Source organism: Amycolatopsis sp. NPDC049253, from assembly GCF_040678995.1.
In the GTDB taxonomy this organism is placed as follows: Bacteria; Actinomycetota; Actinomycetes; order Mycobacteriales; family Pseudonocardiaceae; genus Amycolatopsis.
Genome location: NZ_JBFAQX010000035.1, coordinates 66,470 through 88,179 on the forward strand (window position 1 = coordinate 66,470; position 21,710 = coordinate 88,179).

21 protein-coding genes are annotated in these 21,710 nt (G+C 72.0%); 11 read left to right on the forward strand and 10 right to left on the reverse strand.

The window, feature by feature from the left end; genetic code table 11:
* From AB0K15_RS41935 to AB0K15_RS41945, 3 genes are all read right to left on the reverse strand, one after another.
* On the reverse strand, positions 1-783 hold the full coding sequence (locus AB0K15_RS41935) for an enoyl-CoA hydratase-related protein (protein ID WP_364064617.1): 783 nt from the start codon (positions 781-783) through the stop codon (positions 1-3).
* Positions 784-794: 11 nt separating this feature from the next.
* The gene (locus tag AB0K15_RS41940; protein WP_364064623.1) at positions 795-2,084 is read right to left on the reverse strand and encodes an MFS transporter; all 1,290 of its coding nucleotides are present in this window, start codon (positions 2,082-2,084) and stop codon (positions 795-797) included.
* 89 nt (positions 2,085-2,173) lie between these two features.
* The gene (locus tag AB0K15_RS41945; protein ID WP_364064630.1) at positions 2,174-2,839 is read right to left on the reverse strand and encodes a GntR family transcriptional regulator; all 666 of its coding nucleotides are present in this window, start codon (positions 2,837-2,839) and stop codon (positions 2,174-2,176) included.
* Positions 2,840-3,156: 317 nt separating this feature from the next.
* Here AB0K15_RS41945 and AB0K15_RS41950 point away from each other — a divergent pair, with 317 nt between their 5' ends.
* The 3 genes from AB0K15_RS41950 to AB0K15_RS41960 are packed head-to-tail and all read left to right on the forward strand — an operon-like array spanning position 3,157 to position 6,239.
* The gene (locus AB0K15_RS41950; RefSeq protein WP_364064637.1) at positions 3,157-3,699 is read left to right on the forward strand and encodes a PadR family transcriptional regulator; all 543 of its coding nucleotides are present in this window, start codon (positions 3,157-3,159) and stop codon (positions 3,697-3,699) included.
* A complete protein-coding gene (locus AB0K15_RS41955; protein ID WP_364064640.1) occupies positions 3,696-4,472 on the forward strand; it encodes an ABC transporter ATP-binding protein in 777 nt (258 codons plus the stop codon). The genes AB0K15_RS41950 and AB0K15_RS41955 overlap by 4 nt, the downstream gene beginning before the upstream one ends.
* A 3-nt stretch (positions 4,473-4,475) precedes the next feature.
* Complete coding sequence (locus AB0K15_RS41960) at positions 4,476-6,239, forward strand: FtsX-like permease family protein (protein ID WP_364064645.1); 1,764 nt, start codon at positions 4,476-4,478, stop codon at positions 6,237-6,239.
* A gap of 28 nt (positions 6,240-6,267) precedes the next feature.
* Here AB0K15_RS41960 and AB0K15_RS41965 read toward each other — a convergent pair whose 3' ends face one another.
* A complete protein-coding gene (locus AB0K15_RS41965) occupies positions 6,268-7,053 on the reverse strand; it encodes a sulfite exporter TauE/SafE family protein (RefSeq protein WP_364064648.1) in 786 nt (261 codons plus the stop codon).
* Positions 7,054-7,270: 217 nt separating this feature from the next.
* Between AB0K15_RS41965 and AB0K15_RS41970 the strand changes: the two genes are divergently transcribed.
* Genes AB0K15_RS41970 through AB0K15_RS41980 form a run of 3 tightly spaced genes read left to right on the forward strand, consistent with a single transcriptional unit; the run spans position 7,271 to position 10,225 of the window.
* Entirely contained in the window at positions 7,271-8,290 is a 1,020-nt protein-coding gene (locus AB0K15_RS41970) for an extracellular solute-binding protein (RefSeq protein WP_364064654.1), read from the forward strand.
* A gap of 42 nt (positions 8,291-8,332) precedes the next feature.
* Positions 8,333-9,133, forward strand: a complete 801-nt coding sequence (locus AB0K15_RS41975; RefSeq protein WP_364064656.1) for an ABC transporter permease — start codon at positions 8,333-8,335, stop codon at positions 9,131-9,133.
* 3 nt (positions 9,134-9,136) lie between these two features.
* Positions 9,137-10,225, forward strand: a complete 1,089-nt coding sequence (locus AB0K15_RS41980) for an ABC transporter ATP-binding protein (RefSeq protein ID WP_364064659.1) — start codon at positions 9,137-9,139, stop codon at positions 10,223-10,225.
* Positions 10,226-10,240: 15 nt separating this feature from the next.
* Here the strand turns inward: AB0K15_RS41980 and thpD are convergent, their stop codons facing one another.
* On the reverse strand, positions 10,241-11,146 hold the full coding sequence (gene thpD / locus AB0K15_RS41985; RefSeq protein ID WP_364064662.1) for an ectoine hydroxylase: 906 nt from the start codon (positions 11,144-11,146) through the stop codon (positions 10,241-10,243).
* A gap of 325 nt (positions 11,147-11,471) precedes the next feature.
* Between thpD and AB0K15_RS41990 the strand changes: the two genes are divergently transcribed.
* The gene (locus AB0K15_RS41990; RefSeq protein WP_364064665.1) at positions 11,472-14,723 is read left to right on the forward strand and encodes a TIM-barrel domain-containing protein; all 3,252 of its coding nucleotides are present in this window, start codon (positions 11,472-11,474) and stop codon (positions 14,721-14,723) included.
* 67 nt (positions 14,724-14,790) lie between these two features.
* Here AB0K15_RS41990 and AB0K15_RS41995 read toward each other — a convergent pair whose 3' ends face one another.
* The 4 genes from AB0K15_RS41995 to AB0K15_RS42010 form a co-directional block, all read right to left on the reverse strand.
* Positions 14,791-16,248, reverse strand: a complete 1,458-nt coding sequence (locus AB0K15_RS41995; RefSeq protein WP_364064668.1) for a PP2C family protein-serine/threonine phosphatase — start codon at positions 16,246-16,248, stop codon at positions 14,791-14,793.
* Positions 16,245-16,967, reverse strand: coding sequence for a GAF and ANTAR domain-containing protein (locus tag AB0K15_RS42000; RefSeq protein WP_364064671.1), 723 nt, complete (start codon positions 16,965-16,967; stop codon positions 16,245-16,247). The genes AB0K15_RS41995 and AB0K15_RS42000 overlap by 4 nt, the downstream gene beginning before the upstream one ends.
* Positions 16,968-17,067: 100 nt before the next feature.
* The gene (locus AB0K15_RS42005; protein ID WP_364064674.1) at positions 17,068-17,733 is read right to left on the reverse strand and encodes an HAD family hydrolase; all 666 of its coding nucleotides are present in this window, start codon (positions 17,731-17,733) and stop codon (positions 17,068-17,070) included.
* Between the two features lie 144 nt (positions 17,734-17,877).
* On the reverse strand, positions 17,878-18,483 hold the full coding sequence (locus AB0K15_RS42010) for an HSP18 transcriptional regulator (protein ID WP_364064677.1): 606 nt from the start codon (positions 18,481-18,483) through the stop codon (positions 17,878-17,880).
* A 100-nt stretch (positions 18,484-18,583) separates the two neighbouring features.
* Here AB0K15_RS42010 and AB0K15_RS42015 point away from each other — a divergent pair, with 100 nt between their 5' ends.
* The 4 genes from AB0K15_RS42015 (at position 18,584) to AB0K15_RS42030 (ending at position 20,729) form a co-directional block, all read left to right on the forward strand.
* Entirely contained in the window at positions 18,584-19,033 is a 450-nt protein-coding gene (locus AB0K15_RS42015) for an Hsp20/alpha crystallin family protein (RefSeq protein WP_364064680.1), read from the forward strand.
* Positions 19,034-19,110: 77 nt separating this feature from the next.
* Positions 19,111-19,374, forward strand: a complete 264-nt coding sequence (locus AB0K15_RS42020) for a DUF6292 family protein (protein ID WP_364064683.1) — start codon at positions 19,111-19,113, stop codon at positions 19,372-19,374.
* A 41-nt stretch (positions 19,375-19,415) separates the two neighbouring features.
* On the forward strand, positions 19,416-19,730 hold the full coding sequence (locus AB0K15_RS42025) for an ANTAR domain-containing protein (RefSeq protein ID WP_364064686.1): 315 nt from the start codon (positions 19,416-19,418) through the stop codon (positions 19,728-19,730).
* A gap of 354 nt (positions 19,731-20,084) precedes the next feature.
* Entirely contained in the window at positions 20,085-20,729 is a 645-nt protein-coding gene (locus AB0K15_RS42030) for a PhoU domain-containing protein (RefSeq protein WP_364064689.1), read from the forward strand.
* A 50-nt stretch (positions 20,730-20,779) separates the two neighbouring features.
* Here the strand turns inward: AB0K15_RS42030 and AB0K15_RS42035 are convergent, their stop codons facing one another.
* Positions 20,780-21,376: a DUF2231 domain-containing protein gene (locus tag AB0K15_RS42035; RefSeq protein ID WP_364064692.1), complete on the reverse strand. Its 597-nt coding sequence runs from the start codon at positions 21,374-21,376 to the stop codon at positions 20,780-20,782.
* Between the last annotated feature and the right edge of the window lie 334 nt (positions 21,377-21,710).

Genomic DNA, 21,710 nt, shown 5'->3' on the forward strand with positions numbered 1-21,710 from the left:
TCAGCGGCCGAGGTAGACGCCGGTGCGCTTCTCGCGGAACGCGGCGAGCGCCTCGGCCGAATCCTGTGTGGACGTCACCACGGCCATGTGGGACGAGATGAGGTCCAGCGCGGTGCGCAGGTCGCTGCGCGCGGACTGGTGGACCGCCCGTTTGATGGTGCGCACCGCGATCGGGGGAGCGTCGGCGAGCTTGCGCGCGAGCTTGTCCACCGCCGACGGCAGTTCGTCGTCGTCGACCACGTGGTTGGCGATGCCCAGGCGCGCGGCCTCCTCGGCGTCGATGAAGTCGCCGGTCAGCAGCAGTTCCAACGCCTTGGCCTGACCCACCAGCCGCGGCAGGTAGTAGCAGCCGCCGTCGCCCGGCACCAGGCCGACCCGGATGTAGCCCTCCGACAGCCTCGCCGACCGGGCGATGATCCGCATGTCGCACATCAGCGCCATGTCCATGCCCGCCCCGACCGCCACCCCGTTGATCCCCGCGATCACCGGCTTGTCGAGGTCCTCCAGCGCGAACGGGATGCGGTGGATGCGCTCGCTCAGCTGCGTCTTGCGCTGCAGCGGGGTCGGCCGCTCACCCGACATCGACGACAGGTCCACGCCGGAGCAGAACGCGTCCCCCGCACCCGTCAGCACGATCACGCGGACGTCGGGGTCCGTGCGGGCGTCCACCAGGATCTGCGCCCACTGGTCGATCATCTCGTGGGTGAAAGCGTTCTTGCGGTGCGGCCGGTTCAGCAGGATCGTGCCGATACCGTCGGATTTCGTGTACTCCAGGTCCGCCATGCGAACTCCTCCTAGTCGGACAGCAGCTTCGAGGGGGACAGCTCGTCGAGGTCGCGCCGCGGCGCGAAACTCTTGCCGCAGGCCATCACCGCGGCGCCGATCAGCACCAGTGCCGCGGAGATCAGCGGAATCGCGGTCGGCACCGCCGAGTCGATGAGCGCGCCGCCGATGATCGGCATGAACGACAGGGTCAGGAACGAGCAACCCAGCGAGAACGACGTCCCGGTGCCGCGCAGCTCGGTCGGGTAGGACTCCGTGGTGTAGCGGGTGTAGCAGCCGAACGTGCCATTGCCGAAGAACCCGAACGCCACCAGGCTCACCGTCGCCGTGGTGAAGGACAGACCGGGAATCGCGAGCAGCGCCAGCGCCGCCGCGGCCAGGACCGAGTAGCCGGTCATCAGCCACTTCGACGGCACGTGGTCCGCGATCCAGCCCACCAGGATCTGGCTGCCGAGCGCGACCCAGTTGCTCAGGCCGAACAGGAAGGCCGCGGAGCCGAGCGAGAGGTGGTCGACGTGCACCAGGTACGTGGTGACCACGCCGATGATCAGCCCGATCCCGCCGTTGATGCAGAACCCGAACAGGCTGGTGACGATCGTCTGCCGGCGCTGCTCGGGCGTGAACAGCTTGCGCCACCCGGGTTTGTGCTCGACGGCGCGGTGCGCGGTCGCGGCCTTGACCTGCTTGAACCGGGCCGAGTCGCGCAGGAACCAGCCCGCCACGAGCACGAGCAGCAACGGCGCGAACGCGAGGTAGAACAGTGGCCGCCAGCCGTACGCGGGCAGCAGCACCGCGGCGATCGTGCCCGCGACGCCGGCGCCGAGCGGGTATCCGGCCTGCACGAGACCCATCAGCACACCGCGCCGGTGCCGGGGGGCTTCCTCCGCGACGAGGGTGTTGATCACCGGTTCGGTGAGGCCGTAGGAGGTCGAAACCAGCAGCCGCACCACGATGAACTGCCAGGCGTTGGCCACCAGAGCGGTCAGGCCCCCGAAGATCCCGGTTCCGACCAGGGAAAGCTGGAAGTTCGCGCGGCGCCCGATCCGGTCGATCAGCCGCCCGGCGAGCACGGGGGCGGCGAACGTGACGAAGGAGAATGCGCCGATCAGGTATTCTATTGTGGACAGTGACAGGTGCAGTGCCGGCGCCAGCGCGGGCACTGCGACGCCGAGCATCACGTTGTCCATCGACACCAGGGCCCAGGCGAGGAACGACAGCAGGACCACGAAGGTCACGTAACCGGTGCTGCTGGTGCCGGCCGGCGGGGCTTGTTGAGCGGACCTGGGGCGGGCAGAGGTCATGACGGTGCCTCCTTGCACACGTCGTGGCGCACCGAGGGCAGGATGGGGCACACCGGCTCGCAGGCCGGTGTCGCGATGGCCCCGGGGCGCTACCGGTGGGGGTGGGAGAGCACCGAGACGACGTTCTGCTCGCCGGTGCCCCGATGGTCGTCCATGAACTGGATCAACCGGTCGACATCGCCGTGCCGCAGCGCGCCGATGAGCTTCTCGTGATCGTCCACAATGCGCACCCGGGCGGCGCGCTCAGTGCTGTAGACCAGCCGGTACGGCGTGGTCTTGTCCCACAGCCGCGCCGTTTCGGCCACGACGTGGGCCAGGCCCGACAACCGGAAGATCCGGAAGTGGAACTCCCGGTTGAGGTGCCTGAGCTCACGGGAGGGGTTGTCGATCAGCTCGGCCATGCGGCTGTTGAGCTCGGTGAGCTCCGCCAGCTCCGACGGGGGCACCGAGGTGATCCGGCGCAGGAGCTCCGTCTCCAGCAGTCGCCGCATCAGGTAGATCTGGCTCAGCTCGTCCGCCGACAGCCGCGCCACCACGAACCCCCCGCTGGGGGAGGGCTCGACGAGTCCTTCGGCCTCGAGGTTCTTCAGCGCCTCACGCACCGGGACGCGGCTGATGCCCAGCTGCTGAGCGATCGCCGCCTGCCGGATCGGCTGGCCGGGAAGCAACACGCCGTCGTGCACCAGCTCCCGGAGGGCGAGCACGGCCCGCTCCGCGAGCGAGATCGAGCGGGTCTGGGGTGGCGTCTCCGGCATCCCGGCCTCCTCGCTCGCGGTGAATACAACAATGAATACGCTCGTGTATTCGATCTCGTCAAGCCCCTGAGCGTGGTGCGTACCTTGCGCGAAATGGGCTGAAGGCAAGCTTTCGCGAACAAGGACGGCCTTGCGCGAAGCCGTCGAACCGCAGTGGGTGAAGCCGCTTCGACCTCGCCGCGCGCTCGGCCTGACGCAGGCGTGTTCTGGGATCTCGGCGGGGGATGCCGGACGCGAGGCCGGATGGCGGGCGCACCGGTGGTTGACACCCTTTTGGGTAACCGCTATCTATTGCGGTACCGCAGGGGAGGACGGGCGTGCAGGACGTGGTGCTGGCGTTGCTGGCCAAAGAGCCGTCGCATGGGTATGACCTGCGCCGGCGGCTGGTCGCGGCGCTGGGGCCGCTGGGGGAGACGCTGAACGTGGGGCAGGTCTACGTGACGCTCACCCGGCTCGAGAAGGCGGGTCTGGTCGTGCAGGACCGCGAGGACGCGCCGGTGCGGGGCCCGCGGCGCAAGGTGTACGCGCTGACTGCGGCCGGGCAGGAACGGGTGACGGCGTGGATGGGCGAGAGTGCCGGGCCGAGGGCGGACGTGCCGGAGTTCCACCTGAAGCTCGTGGCCGCCGCCGAGTCGGGCCTGGCCGATCCGCTTGCACTGGTGGACGCGCGGCGGCGGGAGCTGATGCGCAGCCTCGCCGAGGCGCAGCAAGCGACGCTCGAGCATGACACGAACTCGGAGGCCGGGCTGCTCCTGGAGGGCGTCGCCCTGCGGTTGCAGGCCGATCTGCGCTGGCTGGAGGCGTGCGAGCGGACCTGGGCCGCGCTCGCCTCGCGTGGGAAAGGCGGAGGGAACGGATGACGAGAGACGGGCGGCTGGTCAGCGGCCGGAGCACAGCCGGCGGCCGGCCCGGGGTGGTGCGTGCGGTCGGCCTTTCACGGGTGTACGGGCAGGGCAAGAGCCTGGTGCGGGCCGTCGACGGGGTCGACCTCGACGTGCCCGCCGGGCAGACGCTCGCCGTGACCGGGCCGAGCGGCTGCGGCAAATCGACGCTCCTGCAGCTGCTCGGCGGTCTCGACCGGCCGAGCAGCGGCGAGGTGTGGCTCGGCGGCCGCCGCATCGACCACCTCGGCGAGAGGGCGCTGGCCCGGCTGCGGCGCCGTGCCATCGGCTTCGTCTTCCAGTCCTTCCACCTGATGGACGAGCTGAGCGCGGTGGAGAACGTCGAGCTGGCCGCGCTGCTCGCCGGCGCCTCGCCGCGCGCGGCCCGCGCCCGGGCCACCGGGCTCCTCGCGCGGGTCGGGCTCGCCAACCGGGCCCGCCATCTGCCCTCGGAGCTGTCCGGCGGGCAGCGGCAGCGGGTCGCGATCGCCCGCGCGCTGGTCAACGAGCCGCTGGTGGTCTTCGCGGACGAGCCCACCGGAAACCTCGACAGCACGGCGACCCGGGACATCCTGCGGCTCTTCGGCGAACTGCGCGCCGCCCGCCAGACGCTGGTCGTGGTCACCCACGACGACCGGGTCGCCGCCACGGCGGACCGGGTCGTCGCCCTGCGCGACGGGACGCTGCTCGACGACACCCGCCTCGACGGCGGCACCAGACCTCTCGGTGCGCTCCTGGGCTGGGAGGGCTGAGCCGTGGGTCGTCTGCTGCTGATGTGGCGCCTGGCCGCGCGCGACCTGCGCCGCCGTCCGGCCGAGGCCGCGATGTTCCTGGTGGCCGTCACCCTCGCCAGCGTCAGCCTGACGGTCGGCATCGCGACCACCGGCGCGGTGTCCGACGGGTACGCGAAAACCCGGGACGCCACCGCCGGCCCCGACGTGATGTCGGTGACCGCGGACCCCGATCCCGCCGCCTTCGCATCTCGCCTGGCCCGGGTGCCCGGCGTGACCGCGGTCGGAGGCCCGTTCTTCGCGTTCGACACCAGCATCCAGGCCCACGGCCGGTCCGCGCACTCCGCGGTGGAGGGGCGTGACGCCGGACCGTCCTCTGTGGACCGTCCACTCGTGACCTCGGGGACGTGGGTGCGGGCCGGTGGTGCGGTGGTCGAGCGCGGCTTCGCCCAGTCGCTCGGAGTGGGTGTCGGGGACCGGATCACCGTCGGCGGCCGCAGCGTTCCCGTCGTCGGGACCGCGATCAGCGCGGCCACCGCGGTGTACCCGTGGGGCGACCCGGCGCAGATCGGGCCGTCCGACGCCGGCGGCATGGTCTGGCTCACCACCGCCGACGCCCGCGCGGCGGCGCGCGGTGATTCCGGCGTCCACCTGATCTACCTGAAGCTGTCCGACCCCGACGCGGCCACGGGGTTCGGGAAGTCCCCGACCGTCCGGGCCTTGAGACCCGACGGCGACACGTTCTTCCACTACTGGCAGAACGTCCTGCAGACGGACAAGGCCATCATCGAGTTCACCCGGCCCACCCTGGTGATCGGCGGCTGGCTGCTCGCCATCGCCGCGATCGTCACCCTCGCGGCGCTCGGAACCGCGCGCGCCGCCCGCGACAACCGCCGGGCGGCGGTGCTCAAGGCCGTCGGCGCCGGCCCCGGCACCGTCACCGCCGTGCTGCTGGTGCAGTACCTGGTGCTCACGCTCGTGGCCACGGCCTTCGGACTGACCGCCGCGACGCTGGCCGCACCCCACCTGGTCGATCCCAGTGCCGGATTGCTCGACACCGTCAGTCCTCCCGGCGCGGGCACCGTTTTCGCCGCCGTGCTGCTGGCCTTCCTCGTCGCCGTGACCGGTGCGCTCGGCCCCGCCGCGCGGGCAGCCCGCGGCAGCACCGTCCACGCGCTGGCCGACCCGGCGCAAGCCCACCCGCGCCTGACCGCCTTGACGGCGTACCTGCCGACGTCGATGCTGCTCGGTGTCCGGCTGGCCGCCGGCCGGCCCGGCCGTGCCGCGTTGGCCTCGGCCGGCACCGCCGCCACGACCCTCATGATCACCGCCCTGCTCACGTGGCACGCCGATCTCGACGCGACACCGGCCGTCGAGCGGTTCGGCCCCATCGAAGTGCGGACCGACCAGACCGGCCAGGTGCTGCTCGCGGTCACCGTCGCGCTGATCGCACTGTCCACTTTGAACACCGTGCTGCTCGGCTGGAGCACCGCCGTGCAGGCGCGCCGCGCGCTGACCATCTCCCGCACCCTGGGCGCCACGCCCGGCCAGGTCGTCACCGCGCTGAGCGTCGCGCAGCTCCTGCCCGCCGTGCCCGGAGTGGTGGCGGGTGTCCCCGTCGGGCTCGGGCTGTACTGGCTCTTCGGGACCCAGGTCACGCCCCCGCACACGTGGCTGCTCATCGCCGTGCTCGCCATCCTGCTCGCCGTCGCGGCGCTGACCGCGCTGCCCGCGTGGGCCCACACCCGCAGCCCTGCCGGGCGCGCCCTCGGCGCCGAAACCGCCTGACGGCTCGCCGGCCGGTGCCACGCGCGGATCAGGTGAGGGTGGCCTGGATGACGTAGAGCGCGCCGATGGCCATGGCGAGGATGCCGAGCAGGAGGCGGAGGCCGGTTTCGGGGAGCCGGGGCTGTAGGCGGGTGCCGAGGTAACCACCGATCAAGCCGCCGAGCCCGCAGGCGAGGCCGACGAGCCAGTCGGGTGCGATGTCGCCGGTCGAGGTCGTCGCGAGCAGGGCGAACGAGGCGGCACCGACGAGCGAGGTGACGAAGGTGGAGGCGAGTGCGGCCGGGGCGGCCGTGGTGACGGGGACGCCGCGGCTGACCAGGATCGGGCTGAGGAGCGAGCCGCCGCCGATCCCGTAGATCCCGCCCACGATGCCGACCACGAAGGCCAGCGCGACGGTCGTGCGCGGCGACGGCGGCGTTTCGGCGTGGTGCCGTGCCGGACGCAGCGTGCGGACGCAGAGCGACAGGCCGAGGGGGAGGAGGAAAGCCGCGGCCAGGAGACGGAACACGCCGGGGCCGGGCACGGCGAACACGCGGATGACGGCACCGAGCACGACGCCGGGCACGGTGCCGGCCAGCAGCAGACGGGTCAGCGGGCCGCGCAGGTGGACGTTGCGGCGGTGCCGGACAAGGGCTCCGGGGCCGGCGACGACGTTGAACAGCAGGTTCGTCGGGGTGACCGCCGGGCTCGGCACGCCGAGGACGCTGACCTGCACGGGCAGGAGGAAGACGGCGCCCGACACGCCGACGGGCGCGGTCACCGTCGAGATGACCAGGCCCGCGAGGAACGCGAGCACCTCCGTCGACCAGCTCACTGCTGCCCTTCCCCTCGTTGCGCGACCGCTCCAGCTTGAGGGAGAGACCGGGGATGCGATGCATCGGTCACTCCGCGGGATGGCCCGCGTCGCCGTGTGCGCTGCTGCTCTCGCCGTCGCGGGTGTCGTGATTGCGGTGTGCGGGCTGTTCGGGGCTGTCGTCCGTACCTCACCGTCGGTAGCCTTGCCCCTCTGCGACGTGGCAGGAGGAGGCGCGATGCGGCGTGGCTTCGGACTGAAGGTACTGGCGATCGGTGCGGCCATGGCGGTGGCGGGCGCGTGCGGGGCGCCGCCGGCGGCCCCATCGGCTCCGGCGGGTGGCTCCGCCGTCCCGGTCACCGGCACGTTGATCGTCAATGGGGCGGGCACGCTGGCCAAGCCGTTCGGGGCGGTGATCGCGGCGTTCAAGGCGGAGAACCCGGGTGTGACGGTGCAGTCGCGGTTCGCCGGGAGCGTCGAGGTGGTGCGGGGCATCACCGAGCTGCACAACCCGGTCGACGTGCTGGGCGTCGCGGACTACTCCCTGATTCCTTCGAAGATGTACGGCGCGAACGGGGGCACGCAGTTCGCGAACTGGTACGTCGGGTTCGCCTCGAACCGCATCACCTTCGCCTACACCGACCGGAGCAAAGGCGCCGCCGGCCTGACGGCGGACAACTGGTTCCAGGCGCTGGCGCAGCCGGGGGTGAAGGTCGGACGGTCCAATCCGGACACCGACCCGTCGGGGTACCAGACGTTGCAGATGCTCGCGCTGGCGCAGAACTACTACCACCAGCCGAACCTGTCGGCCGGGGTGTTGGCGAACTCCCCGCCCGAGACGATGGTCGGCACCGAGACCCAGCTGCTGCCGGCGGTGTCCACTGGGCAGATCGACTACCTGGGGATCTACCGGTCCGACGCGTTGCAGCACCACCTGCGGTTCCTGGACCTGCCCGCACAGATCGACCTGTCCGACCCGGCCCGAGCGGCGGCGTACGCGACCGTCAGCGTGCCGACGTCCTCGGGCGCGTGGGCGGGCAAGCCGATCGTGTACGCGCTGACCGTGCCGACCAACGCGCCCAACTCGGCGGCGGGCCTGAGGTTCGTCGAGTTCGTCCTGTCGCCGGCCGGTCAGAAGATCATGACCGACAATGGGTTCACCGTGGTCAGCCCCGCGGTCGCCGGGGTCGCCGGCGGCGCGCAGGTGCCCGCGTCGGTGCGGCCGCGGACGGTTCCGGCCCAGCTGCCCGGGGGCTGAATGAACGACCACGCCGAAGGTGGACGGCGGAGTGCGGTCCGGGTGACGCGGGGGCTGTTCCCGGCGCTGCTGTGGGTCGCCGGCGGAGTGCTGCTCGGGTTCATCCTGCTGCCCGTGCTCGGGTTGGTGACGGCGACGTCGCCCGGCGGCCTCCGCGAGGCCGCGGTCAACGAGGAGATCCGGCACGCGGTGCTGCTGAGCGTCCAGGACGCCGCGATCACCGCGGTGGTCGCGACCGTGCTGGGGGTTCCGCTGGCCTACCTGCTGGCCCGGCGGCGGTTTCCCGGGCACGCACTGGTGCAGGCGATCGTCGATCTGCCGCTGGCGATTCCGCACACGGTCGCCGGGATCGCCCTGCTGTTCGTGTTCGGCCGCACGGGCTGGCTCGGTGCCCCGCTGCAGGTCACCGGATTGTCGTTCTACGGCACGCAGGCCGGGATCATCGTGGCGATGCTGTTCGTCAGCGCGCCGTTCGCCGTCAACAGCGCGCGGGTCGCGTTCGAAGCCCTGGACCCGAACGTGGAACGCGCCGCCCGGAGCCTGGGCGCCTCGCCGGGCCAGACGTTCCGGCGGGTCAGCCTCCCGCTGGCCTGGCGCGGAGTCCTGACCGGTGCGGTGCTCGTGTACGCCCGCTCGATCAGCGAGTTCGGCGCCGTCGTCATCCTCGCCTACTACCCGGCCACCGCCCCGGTGGCGATCTACAACCTGTTCCTGTCCTCAGGCCTCGCCGAGTCCGCATCGGCCGCGGTGCTCCTGCTGCTCGTCGCCCTGGCCACGTTCCTCGTGCTGCGCACGCTCGCCTCCGGATGGCTCGTCGCCGGCACCACCCGGCCGCGGCGGTAGCCCGTGCTCACCGTGTCCGGCCTGCTCACCCGCGCGGGCTCGTTCCGGCTCGGGCCGCTGGACCTCAGCGTGCCCGGCGGTCGCGTCCTGGTCGTGCTCGGGCCCTCCGGCGCGGGCAAGAGCATGCTGCTCGACACCATCGCCGGGTTCCGCACGCCCCGGCACGGCCGGGTGCGCCTCGACGGCCAGGACATCACCGGCCTGCCCGCCGACCTCCGCCGGATCGGCGTGGTGTTCCAGGACGCCGCCCTGTTCCCGCACCTGTCCGTTCGCGACAACGTCGGCTTCGCCCCCGCGTTGCGCGGGCACCGGCGCAGCCCGGAAGCCGGGGAACTGCTGGCCCGGTTCGGCATCGCGCACCTCGCCCGCCGTTCGCCGCGCTCGCTCAGCGGCGGAGAACGGCAACGGGTCGCGTTGGCCCGCGCCCTCGCCGCCCGGCCGGCCGCGCTCCTGCTGGACGAACCCCTCTCGGCATTGGACCAACCGGTCCGCGAGGAGCTGCGCGAGGTGCTTCGCGCGACGCTGCGGGACCTGGCGGTGCCCGCCATCCACGTCACGCACGACCGCGACGAAGCGCTCCGCCTCGCCGATGACCTGGCCATCCTCGACGCCGGCACCCTCCGCCAGACCGGCCCCGCCGCCGAGCTGACCCGCCGTCCCACCGACGGGGCCACCGCCCGCCTGCTCGGCTGGGCCGAACTCGGCCCCACCCGCCACGACACCGGCGGTCTCCACGTCGGTGACTTGCCGATCGACCCGGCGGTTCTCGGCAACGGCGCGACGCGGGGAACGGTGTACTACCGGCCGGAGGAAGTCCTCCTCGGCGGTCCGGACCGGCATTCGTCCCCCGCGCTGCGCGTGCGAGCCCGGGTCCTCGAGGTGGTCCGGACCGTCCCGCTCGCCCGGGTCCTGCTCGGCACCACACCGCCGTTGGCCGCGCTCGTGCTGCACCGTGACCTCGACGGGCTCGGCGGCGAAGTGGAGGTCACCGTGCCCCGCGAGGCGCTGCGCCTCATCGAGCCCGCGACCCCGGTCAGCGAGGTGGCGGCGGAGAACCGCCGTGCCGGCAGGCCCTCGTCCGAAGTGGACTGACGGTGGCGCGGGGGATCAACGGCGATGGTCGTCGAGGGGGGTGAAGTCCTGTTCTGCCACGTAGTCCGGTCGGCGTGCCGGGGCGGCGAACGGCTCGACAGGTGTGTTGTCGACGCTGTTGAACACCACGAAGACGTTGGAGCGCGGGAACGGCGTGATGTTGCTGCCCGAGCCGTGCAGGATGTTCGAGTCGAACCACAGGGCGCAGCCGGCCGGGCCGGTGAACTGGTCGATGCCGTGGGCGCGGGCCAGCCGTTCGATGTCGTGGCGGGCGGGGACGCCGATTTCCTGCTCGCGCAGCGAGGCCTGGTAGTGGTCGGCCGGGGTTTCGCCGATGCAGGGGACGAAGGTGCGGTGTGACCCGGGGATCACCATCAACCCGCCGTTGTAGGGGAAGTTCGTGGACAGGGCCAGGGACATGCTGACCGCGCGCGGCGCCGGCAAACCGTCTTCGGCGTGCCAGGTCTCGAAGTCCGAGTGCCAGTAGAAGCCCTGGCCGGTGAAGCCGGGCATGAAGTTGATCCGGCTCTGGTGGATGTACACCTCGGACCCGAGGATCTGCCGCGCGCGGTCCAGGACGACGGGGTTCCGGACGAGTGCGGCGATGAGCGGGCTGGTGCGGTGCACCTGGAAAACCGAGCGGACGGCGCCGGAGCGCTTTTCGCGGATCACCCGCGGGTCGTCGGTGGAGTCGTCTGCCAGCCGGGCCGCCTCCGTTTGCAAGGAAGTCATCTCGCTGTCGCCCAGCATGTTTTTCACGACCAGGTAGCCGTTGTGGTCGAAGCCGGCGAGCTCGGTTCCGGTGAACGGGCCGGGTCTTCGGCCCGGCCACACCGTGGGATCGATGCGTGCCACCAGGTCGGCGGCATGCGGGAGCCTGGTGGGGTAGCGGTCTTCCGTCGTGCGTCCGGTCACCGTCATAGGGCGTCTCCTTGTCTCTCGGGTCCGTAGTCTGCCCTGCCTCACCTGCGGCAAAACCGCGTCGCCGCGCGGTGTTTTTCACCGAGGCGAGGGGTGAGAAGCCGTGGCGAGGGACCTTCGGAGACCTCCGACGCGCGAGGCGGATGCCCGCCCTCGGCCGAAACCGTTGCCCTGACCGGAATGTCCGCACTGGGGGAACCCGCGTTCCCCGGCGTTGCGTGCGCCGAGCACGCGACAGGACAGACCACCGGACAGGCTTGGGTCCGCGCCTTCAGCCTTGATCGTTCACGAAGTACCGTCGCCGAGGATCTTCGAGGAGGCAACGGTGGCCAGACGGGCGACATCGGTCCGACGACGACTTCTGGTGCGGCTGCTGGCCGTTGTGTGCTTGGCGGGCACGCTGGTGTCGACGGGAGTTTCCGCCGGTGCGGCACCGGCATCCGGTCTGGCCGCGCAAACCGTGACCGCCGGGCAGGCGCGGTTCGAGGTGCTGTCGCCGACGCTCATCCGGACGGAGTACGCGGGCGACTCCGCCTTCGTCGACGCCGGTACCTTCAACGCGGTCGGCCGCGGCAGTTTCGCCAGAACCCCCTACACCGCAACGAAGCGCGACGGCTGGCTGACCATCCGGACCAGCGCCGTCCAGCTGCGCTACAAGCTCGGCTCAGGCGCGTTCTCCGACGACAACCTCACCGTCGGGCTGCGCACCGGCGGCCAGGACGTCACCGCTCGCCCCTGGGCGGGCAAGCTGACCCCCGTCTGCGCGTTCGGCACCCTGTGCGAGGCCGAGAACCTGCAGCTGTCCGGGCCGGGCGTCGCCAGCGACCACCGCGGCTACACCGGCGACGGCTTCGCCGCGGGCTTCGCCAACGCCGGCGACGACCTGGCGTTCCGCACGACCGCCCCGGCGGCCGGTGCCTACCAGCTGGATCTGCGGTACGCCAACGGATCCGGCGGCGACGGGCAGCACACCACGCGCTCGCTCACGGTCCTCGTGGATGGCGGCGACCCGCACACGGTGTCGTTGCCGCCCACCGCCGACTGGGACACCTGGACGCTCGCCACCGTGCCGGTGACGCTGTCCGCGGGGGAGCACCAGGTGACCGTCGAGCGCGGCGCCACCGACTCGGGCAACGTCAACATCGACAGCCTGGCCGTGGTCACGACGGGTGCCTCGTACCCGCAGCCCGTCCCGCCGGCGCCCACCCCCTGTGCCTTCGGCGCCCTCTGCGAAGCCGAGCAGGGCGCCCTGGCCGGCGGCGCGCACGCGGCGAGCGACCACGACGGCTACTCCGGCAAGGGCTTCCTCGCCGGGATGGAGCGCGCGGGCGCGTCCGGCGCGCTCACCGTGACCGGCGTGCCCGCGAACGGCTCGTACGACCTGCAACTGCGCTACGCCGACGCGACCGCCGTCTCCGGCCAGACCCAGCCCACCACCCTGTCCCTCCAGGTGGGCGGCGCCGCACCGGCCAGTCTCACGCTGCCCGCGACGAGCAGCTGGAACTCGTGGCGGACCACGGCCGTCCCGGTCAAGCTCGCGGCCGGCACCGACACCGTGACGCTCGGCTGCCCCGACTCGACGAACTGCCACCTCAACATCGACACCGTCGCGGTCACCCGGCCCCACTCGGCGCTGCTCGCGCCGCACGCGGCGCTGGGCGGCTACCGGCGCGGGCTCGACGGCGTGGACGGCACCGCCGTCACCAACCCGGGAATCCTCTACCAGGACGGCTGGTCGCTGCTCGACGACACCGCCTCGGCGCTGTACGACCCGCGTACCAAGGTCGTCACGCAGCGCCCCGCGCACGGTGGCAAGGCCTACCAGGACGGGTACGTGTTCGCCTACGGCCAGGACTACGCCGGCGCGCTGCGTGAGCTGTCCCAGTTGACCGGGCCTTCGCTGCTGCTGCCGCGCTGGTCGTACGGCGTCTGGTACTCCGAGTACTACGACCGCACGGCCGCGGACTTCGAGCAGACGATCCTGCCGAAGTTCCGGTCGGAGAACGTGCCGCTGGACATGCTCGTGGTCGACACCGACTACAAGACGCCGAACAAGTGGAACGGCTGGGAGATCGACCCGGCCCGCTTCCCCGACCCGGCAGCGTTCTTCCAGTGGGCGCACGACCAGGGCCTGCACACGGCGCTGAACGTCCACCCGAGCATCCTCGCCTCCGACCCGCAGTTCGCCGCGGCGCAGGCGACCGCGAAGGGCAAGCTCAAGCCCGGGAGCTGCGGCGGTGGCGGCACCGACTGCTACGTGTTCGACTTCGGCGACCCGGACCAGCTGCGGGCCTACTTCGATCTGCACCGGCCGATGGAGCAGCAGGGCAACGACCTGTGGTGGCTCGACTGGTGCTGCGACGGGTCGAGCTCCGGCCTCGCCGGCGTCACCCCGGACTCGTGGATCAACCAGCAGTACGCCGACGACGCGGCGAAGACCGTCGGCCGCGGGTTCGCGTTCTCCCGCGCGTACGGTTCGCTGCAGGCCGGTGGATACAGCTCGCCCACCGCGGTGCCCACGGGGCCGTGGGCCGACAAGCGCACCACCCTGCACTTCACCGGCGACACCGTGTCCGACTGGGCCACGCTGGGATTCGAGGTCGGCTACACGCCCGGCGAGTCCGCGGCGACCGGCCTGGCTTCGGTGAGCCACGACATCGGCGGCCACACCGGGGGCCTGCAGGAACCGGGGAGCGAGCCGGGCAGCACGAAGCTGCCGGACGACCTGTACGCGCGCTGGGTGCAGTTCGGCACGTTCCAGCCGATCGATCGCCTGCACTCCAACCACAGCGACCGGTTGCCGTGGCAGTACGGGGCCGCCGCGGACGCGTCGGCGACGAAGTTCCTGAACCTGCGTGAGGACCTCGTGCCGTACACGTACACGCTCGCGCAGCAGGCCACCGCGACCGGGCTGCCCATCGTGCGGCCGCTGTACCTGCAGTACCCGGGGCAGCAGGAGGCCTACGCCCAGGCGGGCGGGGAGTACCTGTACGGGCCGGACGTGCTGGTGGCGCCGGCGACCAGCCCGGGCACCACCGCCACCACGAGTGTGTGGTTCCCGCCCGGCAGCGACTGGACGGACTACTTCACGGGCAAGACCTACCACGGCGGGACCACCGCGCAGATCACCACGGGCTGGGACACGATGCCGGTGTTCCTGCGCTCGGGCGGCATCATGGTCACCCGCAGCGGCGACGTCACCGGCGACGAGGGCCACCCGCTGACCGCCGCGACGGTCACCGTGGCCGGCGGCCGCAAGGGCGCGTTCACCCTCTACGAGGACGACGGGCAGTCGGCCTCGGCGAAGGGCGCCACCACCGGCATGACCTACACCGAGGACGCCCACTCGGCGACGCTCGCGATCGACGCCATGCACGGGTCGTACCCGGGCCGGCCGGCGCAGCGCACGTGGACCGTCCGGTTCACCGCCGCCCAGGCGCCGTCGGCGGTGTTCGTCGACGGGCACCGCAGCGCCGCGAACACGTGGACCTGGGACCCGGCGACGAAGACCGTGACCGTGCGGACGCCGGCGCAGCCGACGGCCCGCCCGCTGACCGTGCGGCTGCTGAACCGGTAGTTCAGCGGTGAGCGCTCCTTCCCAGCGAGGCGTCCCGGCAGTCCGGACCCTTCGCCGGGAAGGAGCGTCACCGGCGCGGATCGAGGTCGCGAGCGTCGGTCCACCGCGCGAGCAGGACGGTGGCGTCGTCCTGCAAGGAGCCGTCGTGGTGGGCGAGCACGGCCTGGATCAGCCGCCGCACGGTCTCCGGTGGCGGGTACCCCGTCGACGCCTCGCGGCGCAGGAAGTCGGCCAGCCGCGCCTCACCGAAGAACTCGCCTTCGCTGTTGCGGGCTTCGGTGATGCCGTCGGTGTAGAGGACCAGCCAGTCGTCGGGCTGCAGCCGTTCCTCGCCGACGACCAGCTCGCCGGAACCCAGCCCCAGCGCGGCCCGCCTCCCTCCGGTCAGCTGCTTCACGACCTTGCCGCCGCGCATCAGCAGCGGCTGGGGGTGCCCGGCGTTGACGTACCGCATCCGTCCTGTCGCGAGGTCGATCTCGGCCAGCACAGCTGTGGCGAAGGAGGCGTTGCCGAACGCCGCGCCGATCGTCTCGTCGATCTGCCGGGCCTGTTCGAAGAGCCCGTAGCCGGCGCGGCGGGCGCTGCGGTGGGTGGCCAGTGCGGTGGCGGCGATGTGGCCGCTGCGCAGGTCGTGCCCGACGGCGTCGACGATGAACAGCACGGCGGTGGTGTCCGACAGCGAATAGTCGAAGGCGTCCCCGGCGACGGCGTGCCGCGGCTCGAGCACACCGGTGACGACGAACCCGTCGACACCCGCGGTCAGCGGGGGCAGCAGGGACCAGATCAGTTCGCCGGGAATCGTTCGGTCCCTGCGGCGGCGCACCGCGTCCAGGCCGTCGCCGTACCGCGTCATCAGCACCACGAGGTGGCCGACGAGCAGGGCCGTCCACCGGCATTGCGCCCGTAGCCCGGGGTCTTCGAGCTCGTCCTCGTCGGCCACGTCGGCTCGCAGGACGCCGATCCGCTCGGCACCGTCGACGAGCGGCACCCACAGGCACGGCCGGCCCGCCGAATCCGCGGGCAGTGTCTCCAGGCTGCGGAACGCTCGCCCGGCCAGCGTGCTGTCGATCGGCAACGGTGGCCCCGGATCCCCGGCGACGGGCACCGGGTGCAGATAATGCTGGGCGTAGTCGGCGAGGTAGACGCTGAACTCGATCCCGATCAGCCTGCCGGCGGCTTCGACGAGACGGGGGAGGCGTTCGGGCGGCGCCGGCTCGGTGCCTTCGAGCAGGTGCACGAGGGCCGCCAGCGAGTCGTCGTGCGGCCTGCGGGGGCGGAGCACGCGGCTGTAGGGCACGCGGCGGGTCCAGGCGGTCTCGTCGAGGCACTCGTTGACCGCGTGGGCCAGCAGGTCGCAGTGATGGCGCGGCAGCCGGGCGACACCTTCGAGGTATGCCTCGACCTCCGCCGGGTCGTGGCTGCCGCCGAGCGCGAAGTAGCGCCGCCAGAGCTGGTCCGGTGTCAGGCCGGCGTGCCGGCAGGCGAGGACGATCTCGCGCCGCTGCGCGCCGCCGGGCCCGTTCACCGGCGTGGCCGGGCGGCTGTGCGCAGCATCGCCTCGGCGTTGTCGCGCAACGGTTTTCGGGCTCGCGAGGCCTCGTCCGCCAGCACGAGGAACGCCATCTCCTCGGGGACGTGGTCGCGGCCCATCACGAGTCCCTTGGCCATGCTGACGATGTCCCGGGCCCGCAGCGCCGACCGCAGCTCGGTGCTGAGTCGTGTCGCGGCGTCGGCCGACCTCACGTTCGTCACCAGCACCGCGGCCTGCGACGCGAACATCGTGAGCAGCGTCCGGTCCCGCTCGTCGAACGCGTGCGGCCGCTCGGAGTAGACCTTCACGGAGCCGACGCTGCGGCAGCCCGTGACCATCGGAGCGCTCAGCACGGACCGCAGGCCCAGGCGCGCGGCCGACGCGGCCCACTCCGGCCAGCGGTCGTCGTCGTGCAGGTCGCCGACGTCGATCACCGAACTTTCCCGCCACGCCGTCAGACACGGCCCGGCCCCCAGCTCGTACTGCAGCCGGTCCGCCCGTTCGACCTCTTCGCCGGTGGCCGCCCAGGTCACCGGCGCGCCCTGGACACCGGCCGCCGTCACCCCCGCCCCGAGCGCCGAGGAGACCACCTCCCGCGCGGCCGCGGTGATCAGCTTCAGCAGCGACTGCACCGTCTCGGTGGTGAGCAACAGTCCGGAAAGCCTGGCGAACACGGCGGCGAGCTCGTCGGCCAAGGGCAGCTCGGGTTCCATCGGGTCCTTCTTCCCCGCAATGCGGCGTTGCAGGGGCGGCTACCCGGCCGGGGTCGTGTCCAACCGGGGCGGTGTGGCGGAATCCGAGCGCGGCCGACGGTCAGGCGAGCGGGGTGTCGTCCAGCGCCTTCACGACGTCGCCGGGAGTGTCGTACAGGGCGATGGCGCCGGCCTCTCGGAGCTCGTCGTCCCCGAACCCGCCGGAGCGCACGGCGATCGCCGGCATCCCGGCGCTTTTCGCCGCCTTGATGTCCCAGACCGAGTCGCCCACCAGCACGCTCGGCGCGTCGGGCGGCGCGCCCAGCTTCTTCAGCGCCACCTGCAGCAGATCCGGCGCCGGTTTGGAGGCCTCGACGTCGGCGCTGGTGGTCCAGTCGTCGGCGATGTCACGGGCGGCCAGCTTGTCCAGGTAGACGTCCACGTGGCGGTGCTGACCGGAGCTGGCCAGGACCAGCCGGTGGCCGCGGTTCTTGATCGCCACGAGCAGGTCGTGGGCACCGGGCAACGGCGCCATCTCCTCGAGCAGAGCGTCGACTTCCTTGCCCTGCTGCTCCCGGAGCCGGTCGCCCACCCGGTGCTCCAGGTCTTCGCCTCCGAGAGCCGTGGGCAGCTGGTCCCCGCCCATGCCGATCAGCCGGTGCAGCCGCCACACCGGGTAGGTCTCTCCCGCCGAGCGCAGTGCCCGGTACCAGGCGAGTGCGTGCTGGTAGTTGGAGTCGACGAGCGTTCCGTCGATGTCGAGGACGGCGATGGTGGAGTCGGTCACGCAAGACGGCTACCCGTCATCCGTGCGCTCCAACCGCGAAGGCTCGCCGTCAGCGGGCTGAGCGGTGGCACCGTGCGCTCGCGGGCAGGCGTCGGCTCCGCGCGCATCTCAAGGGACTCGCCGGGCCCGGCCGGTGAGGGCCGGTCAGCTGTTCGTGCGGCGTCGGCGGTCGGAGATGGCCTCGTCGCGCACGCGGGCGCTTTCCGTGCCGATGTCACCGACCTGGCCGGCGAGGTCGGCGTGCCCGGCCACGAGGTGGCGGCGCGTCGCGGCGAGCGGTTCGAGCAGTGCCGAGGCGTCGTCGGCGGCCAGGGCCTGGGAGACATCGGCCGCGGCTCGCCGGCCCGCGGCGGACATGCCTTCGGCCGCGGTGACGTGAGCGGCGAGCCGGCGTAGGACCGCGGCGTTGCGCCGTGCCCAGTCCGACACCGCGCGGTCGCCGGCTCGGCGGTCGCGCTGGGCGTCGATGCGGCCCTCGCCCGTGGCGTCTCCGGTGGCGGAGGGCTGCAGCCGCAGGTAGCGCCGCTCGGCCGCCTGCCGGCTCGTGACGCCGAGCGACGGCGCCAGCGCCGCCCAGCTCACGCCGGCCACGCGCGCCGCGGTGATGAGTTCCGGCTCCCACTCGGCGAGGCTCGCCCGCAGTGCGTGCAGCGCGCTGAGCGCCGCGAGCAGCTGCTCCGCGTCTGCGGCGCCGGCGCGGACGTCCGTGACGGCTTGGCCGACGAGGGCCATGACACCCGCTTCATCCATGTCAACCTTCCGATGACGTCATGCTTGTCAACGTTCCGATGACATGTTAGAACAGTTCTGCGCGTTGACAAGTCCGATACGACTCCAGGAGGTGGAACCGATGTTGATGCGCACCGATCCGTTCCGCGAGTTCGACCGGCTCACGCAGCAGCTGCTGGGCAGCGTGCCGCCCGGAACGTGGTCGCGGCCCGCCGCGATGCCGATGGACGCCTACCGAGCCGGCGACGAGTTCGTTGCCTGCTTCGACCTGCCCGGCGTCGATCCCGAGGCCGTCGAGCTCGAAGTCGAACGCAACGTCCTGACCGTCAAGGCCGAGCGCCGCCCGCTCCCCACCGGGGACGACGCGCGGCTGCAGGTCTCAGAGCGGCCGTACGGCGTGTTCTCCCGCCAGCTGCTGCTGGGCGACGGGCTCGACACGGCCCGGATCTCCGCCGCGTACGAAGCCGGTGTGCTGACCGTGCGGATCCCGGTCGCCGAAACCGCGCAGCCGCGCCGGATCACGGTCTCCAGCGGAACCTCCGCTATGGACCGCAAGGAAATCACTTCCTGACGCCGTCGTGCTGTCCCGAGGGCCGGGCCTGTTCGCGCGGCCCGGCCCTCCTCGCACGAGAAAGGAGGTCGGTTCCCGTGACCGCATCGATCGACATCCCGACCGGCCACCACGCCGGCGCCACCGCTTCGACCCCGTATCTGCGAGCCGTGACAGCCGAACTCGGCATCGGTCTCGAGTCGTGCAGGCCGGACCACGCCGCGCCGCGGCCGGCTTGCCTCGCGCTCGACCAGCGGCACGCGGCCCACCCCGGCCGCGAATTCGCGCTGCTGTGGGACGAGGGACGGCGCTGGGCCGCGGAGGAACTCGTTGCCCTGCTCGGAGAAGGGGCACAGCGGTGACCGGTGCGGGGCTGGACCGGGACGGGCGCAAGGAATTTCGCGTGAGCCCTGATGCGGATCATGGGGAGCAGGCCGCCAGGGTGAAGCAGCTCGAGGACGCGCTCGCGACGCGGGCGGTGATCGAGCAGGCCAAGGGCATGATCATGGTCCTGCGGAGCTGGTCGGCGGACGACGCGTTCGCGGCGTTGCGCGAGGTTTCGCAGTACACGAACGTGAAGCTCCCCGACGTCGCCGCGGTGGTGGTCGCGGCCGGTACCCGGCGCACGGCGGCGGTGCCGGAGGACACGACCGCCGCCGTGCTCGTCGGGCTCCGATCCGCCGGGATTTGGAGCGCGGAAAGTACCGAGCGTCGTTGAGTCGGCGCGCACGAAAGCGAGGACGCGAGGCCCGGTGCGGTGAGGGGAGATCGGTGAAAGCGCTTGCGATGGCAGCCGGCTGACTGCTCAACCGGCCGCCACCTGGACTACGGGTTCCCCCGGACCATGGAGTTACACCCAGGGTGGGCCATTTGTCGCGGATGCGCTCGACAGCGCGGAAAGCGGCGGCACCCGCGTGGCGGTGAACGAGGAGTTTCACCGCCTTCCCTCCGGGTACCCGGGAAAGCCGAGGAGGACTCTGGAGATCAGGCCACCATGCCCACCCGGTCGTGGCCGTCCGCCTTTCCGTCGGCGTGCTGACGTGGTCGCTGGAGACGCGCGAAAGAGGCTGGTATGCGACAGGCGTTTCACGAGGACCTGGTTCGGCTCGGCGGCGAGATGACCGAAATGTGCGTCGGCTGCGCGCAGGCGATGCGGCGGGCCACGGCCGCGTTGCTCACCGCGGATGTGGCGCTGGCCGAGCAGGTGCTCGGCAGTGACGTCGAGCTGGATCTCCGGCGCGCCGAGTGCGAAGAGCACGCTGAGGCGCTGCTGGCATTGCAAGCACCGGTCGCCCATGAGCTCCGGCTCGTGCTCGCCGCGGTGTACTGCGCCGACAAGCTCGAGCGCATGGGTGACCTCGCCGCGCACATCGCCGGCACTGCCCGGCTTCAGCACCCGGGCCGCTTCGGCTCCGCCGAGCTGGAAGAGAGTTTTCGCCGCCTCGGCGAGCTCACCGCGGACATGGCCGATCGGCTCGCGGAGATGATCGCCGCGCCCCACGCGGGCATGTTCGCCGAGCTGGACAGCGCCGACCAAGCGGTGGACGACCTGCACGCTCAAGTACTCGACGTGATCACGAGCCGGAACTGGGAGGGTGGGGCCGCCGAGGCCGCCAACGCGGCCCTGCTGGCTCGGTTCTACGAACGCTTCGGCGACCAGGCCGTGTCGGTGGCCAGACGCCTCGAGTTCACCGTGACCGGCAGTTTGCCGGTCTGACTCCGCGAGTCACCGGTGGCCGAGGTCGGCCACCGACCGGAGGCGCGAGTTCAGCGGGCGTCCATCGCCACGGGCCGAGGCTCCCAGCGGAAGACTCCGGCGCCCTGGGCGTAGGAGAGGTGGCCACCGAGCGCGCCCCCGAGGCCGAGGACGAGCAGGCCGAGTGCGCCGAGCACCTTGCCCCCTGCCGTGCCACGGAGACGCCTGCGATAGGAGGCGGCGAAGAGCACGGTCGCGACGAGGTTCAGCACCAGGTGGCAGAACCCGACCCGGCGCTGCCGCTTGTCGAGTTCGTGGTAGTCGGCCGCACCGAGAACCGCGGCCGCCGGGGCCGCCAGCAGCCCGATCCCGACCAGCCGGCGGGAAGCTGTTTCGTTGCCGCGCACCAGGTCGAGCAGAGACGAGCACGCCCACGCGCCGATCGGGAGCGTGACCGCGATCGGGTGCAGTGGATGGCCGAGGCTGCGGCCCCGGAGTTCGTCGCCGGCCCGGCCGCTGAAGAGCTTCTTCACCGGGTTCGCCACGGCGGCCGCGGGCGCGTCCAGTGCCTGTACGTCTTCCAAAGTGGACAACAGCCGGTGCGGCGGGGCCTCCGTCGCAGCCAGTGTCCTGGCGTGACTGCGGGCGAATGATGAGTTTTCGGTCATGGTAAGGGCTACCCCCGCAGCCGGGCGTCAACCCTCACCGCGGACGCGACTTCTTCGCGCGCCCGCGGCACTTCCGGTCTGGTTCGCTCCTCGGCCCACGAAGACACCAGTTCCTCGTGCTCCGTGCTGCCACCGGAGGAATGAGGCGGCAGCACGGATCGCGCCTGGTGTCACGCTCGATGAGCACCATCGGTGGCCCTGGGCTGGGCCTGCACGGGCGGCGGCTGCGCCGCCGGTGTGCTCTGTTCTTGGCCGCCCGTCTTCTGTTCGGCCTTGTGCTTGGTGTCCGCGGCGTCCTGGGCGGCGCGCTGTTTGCCGATCGCCACGTCGGACT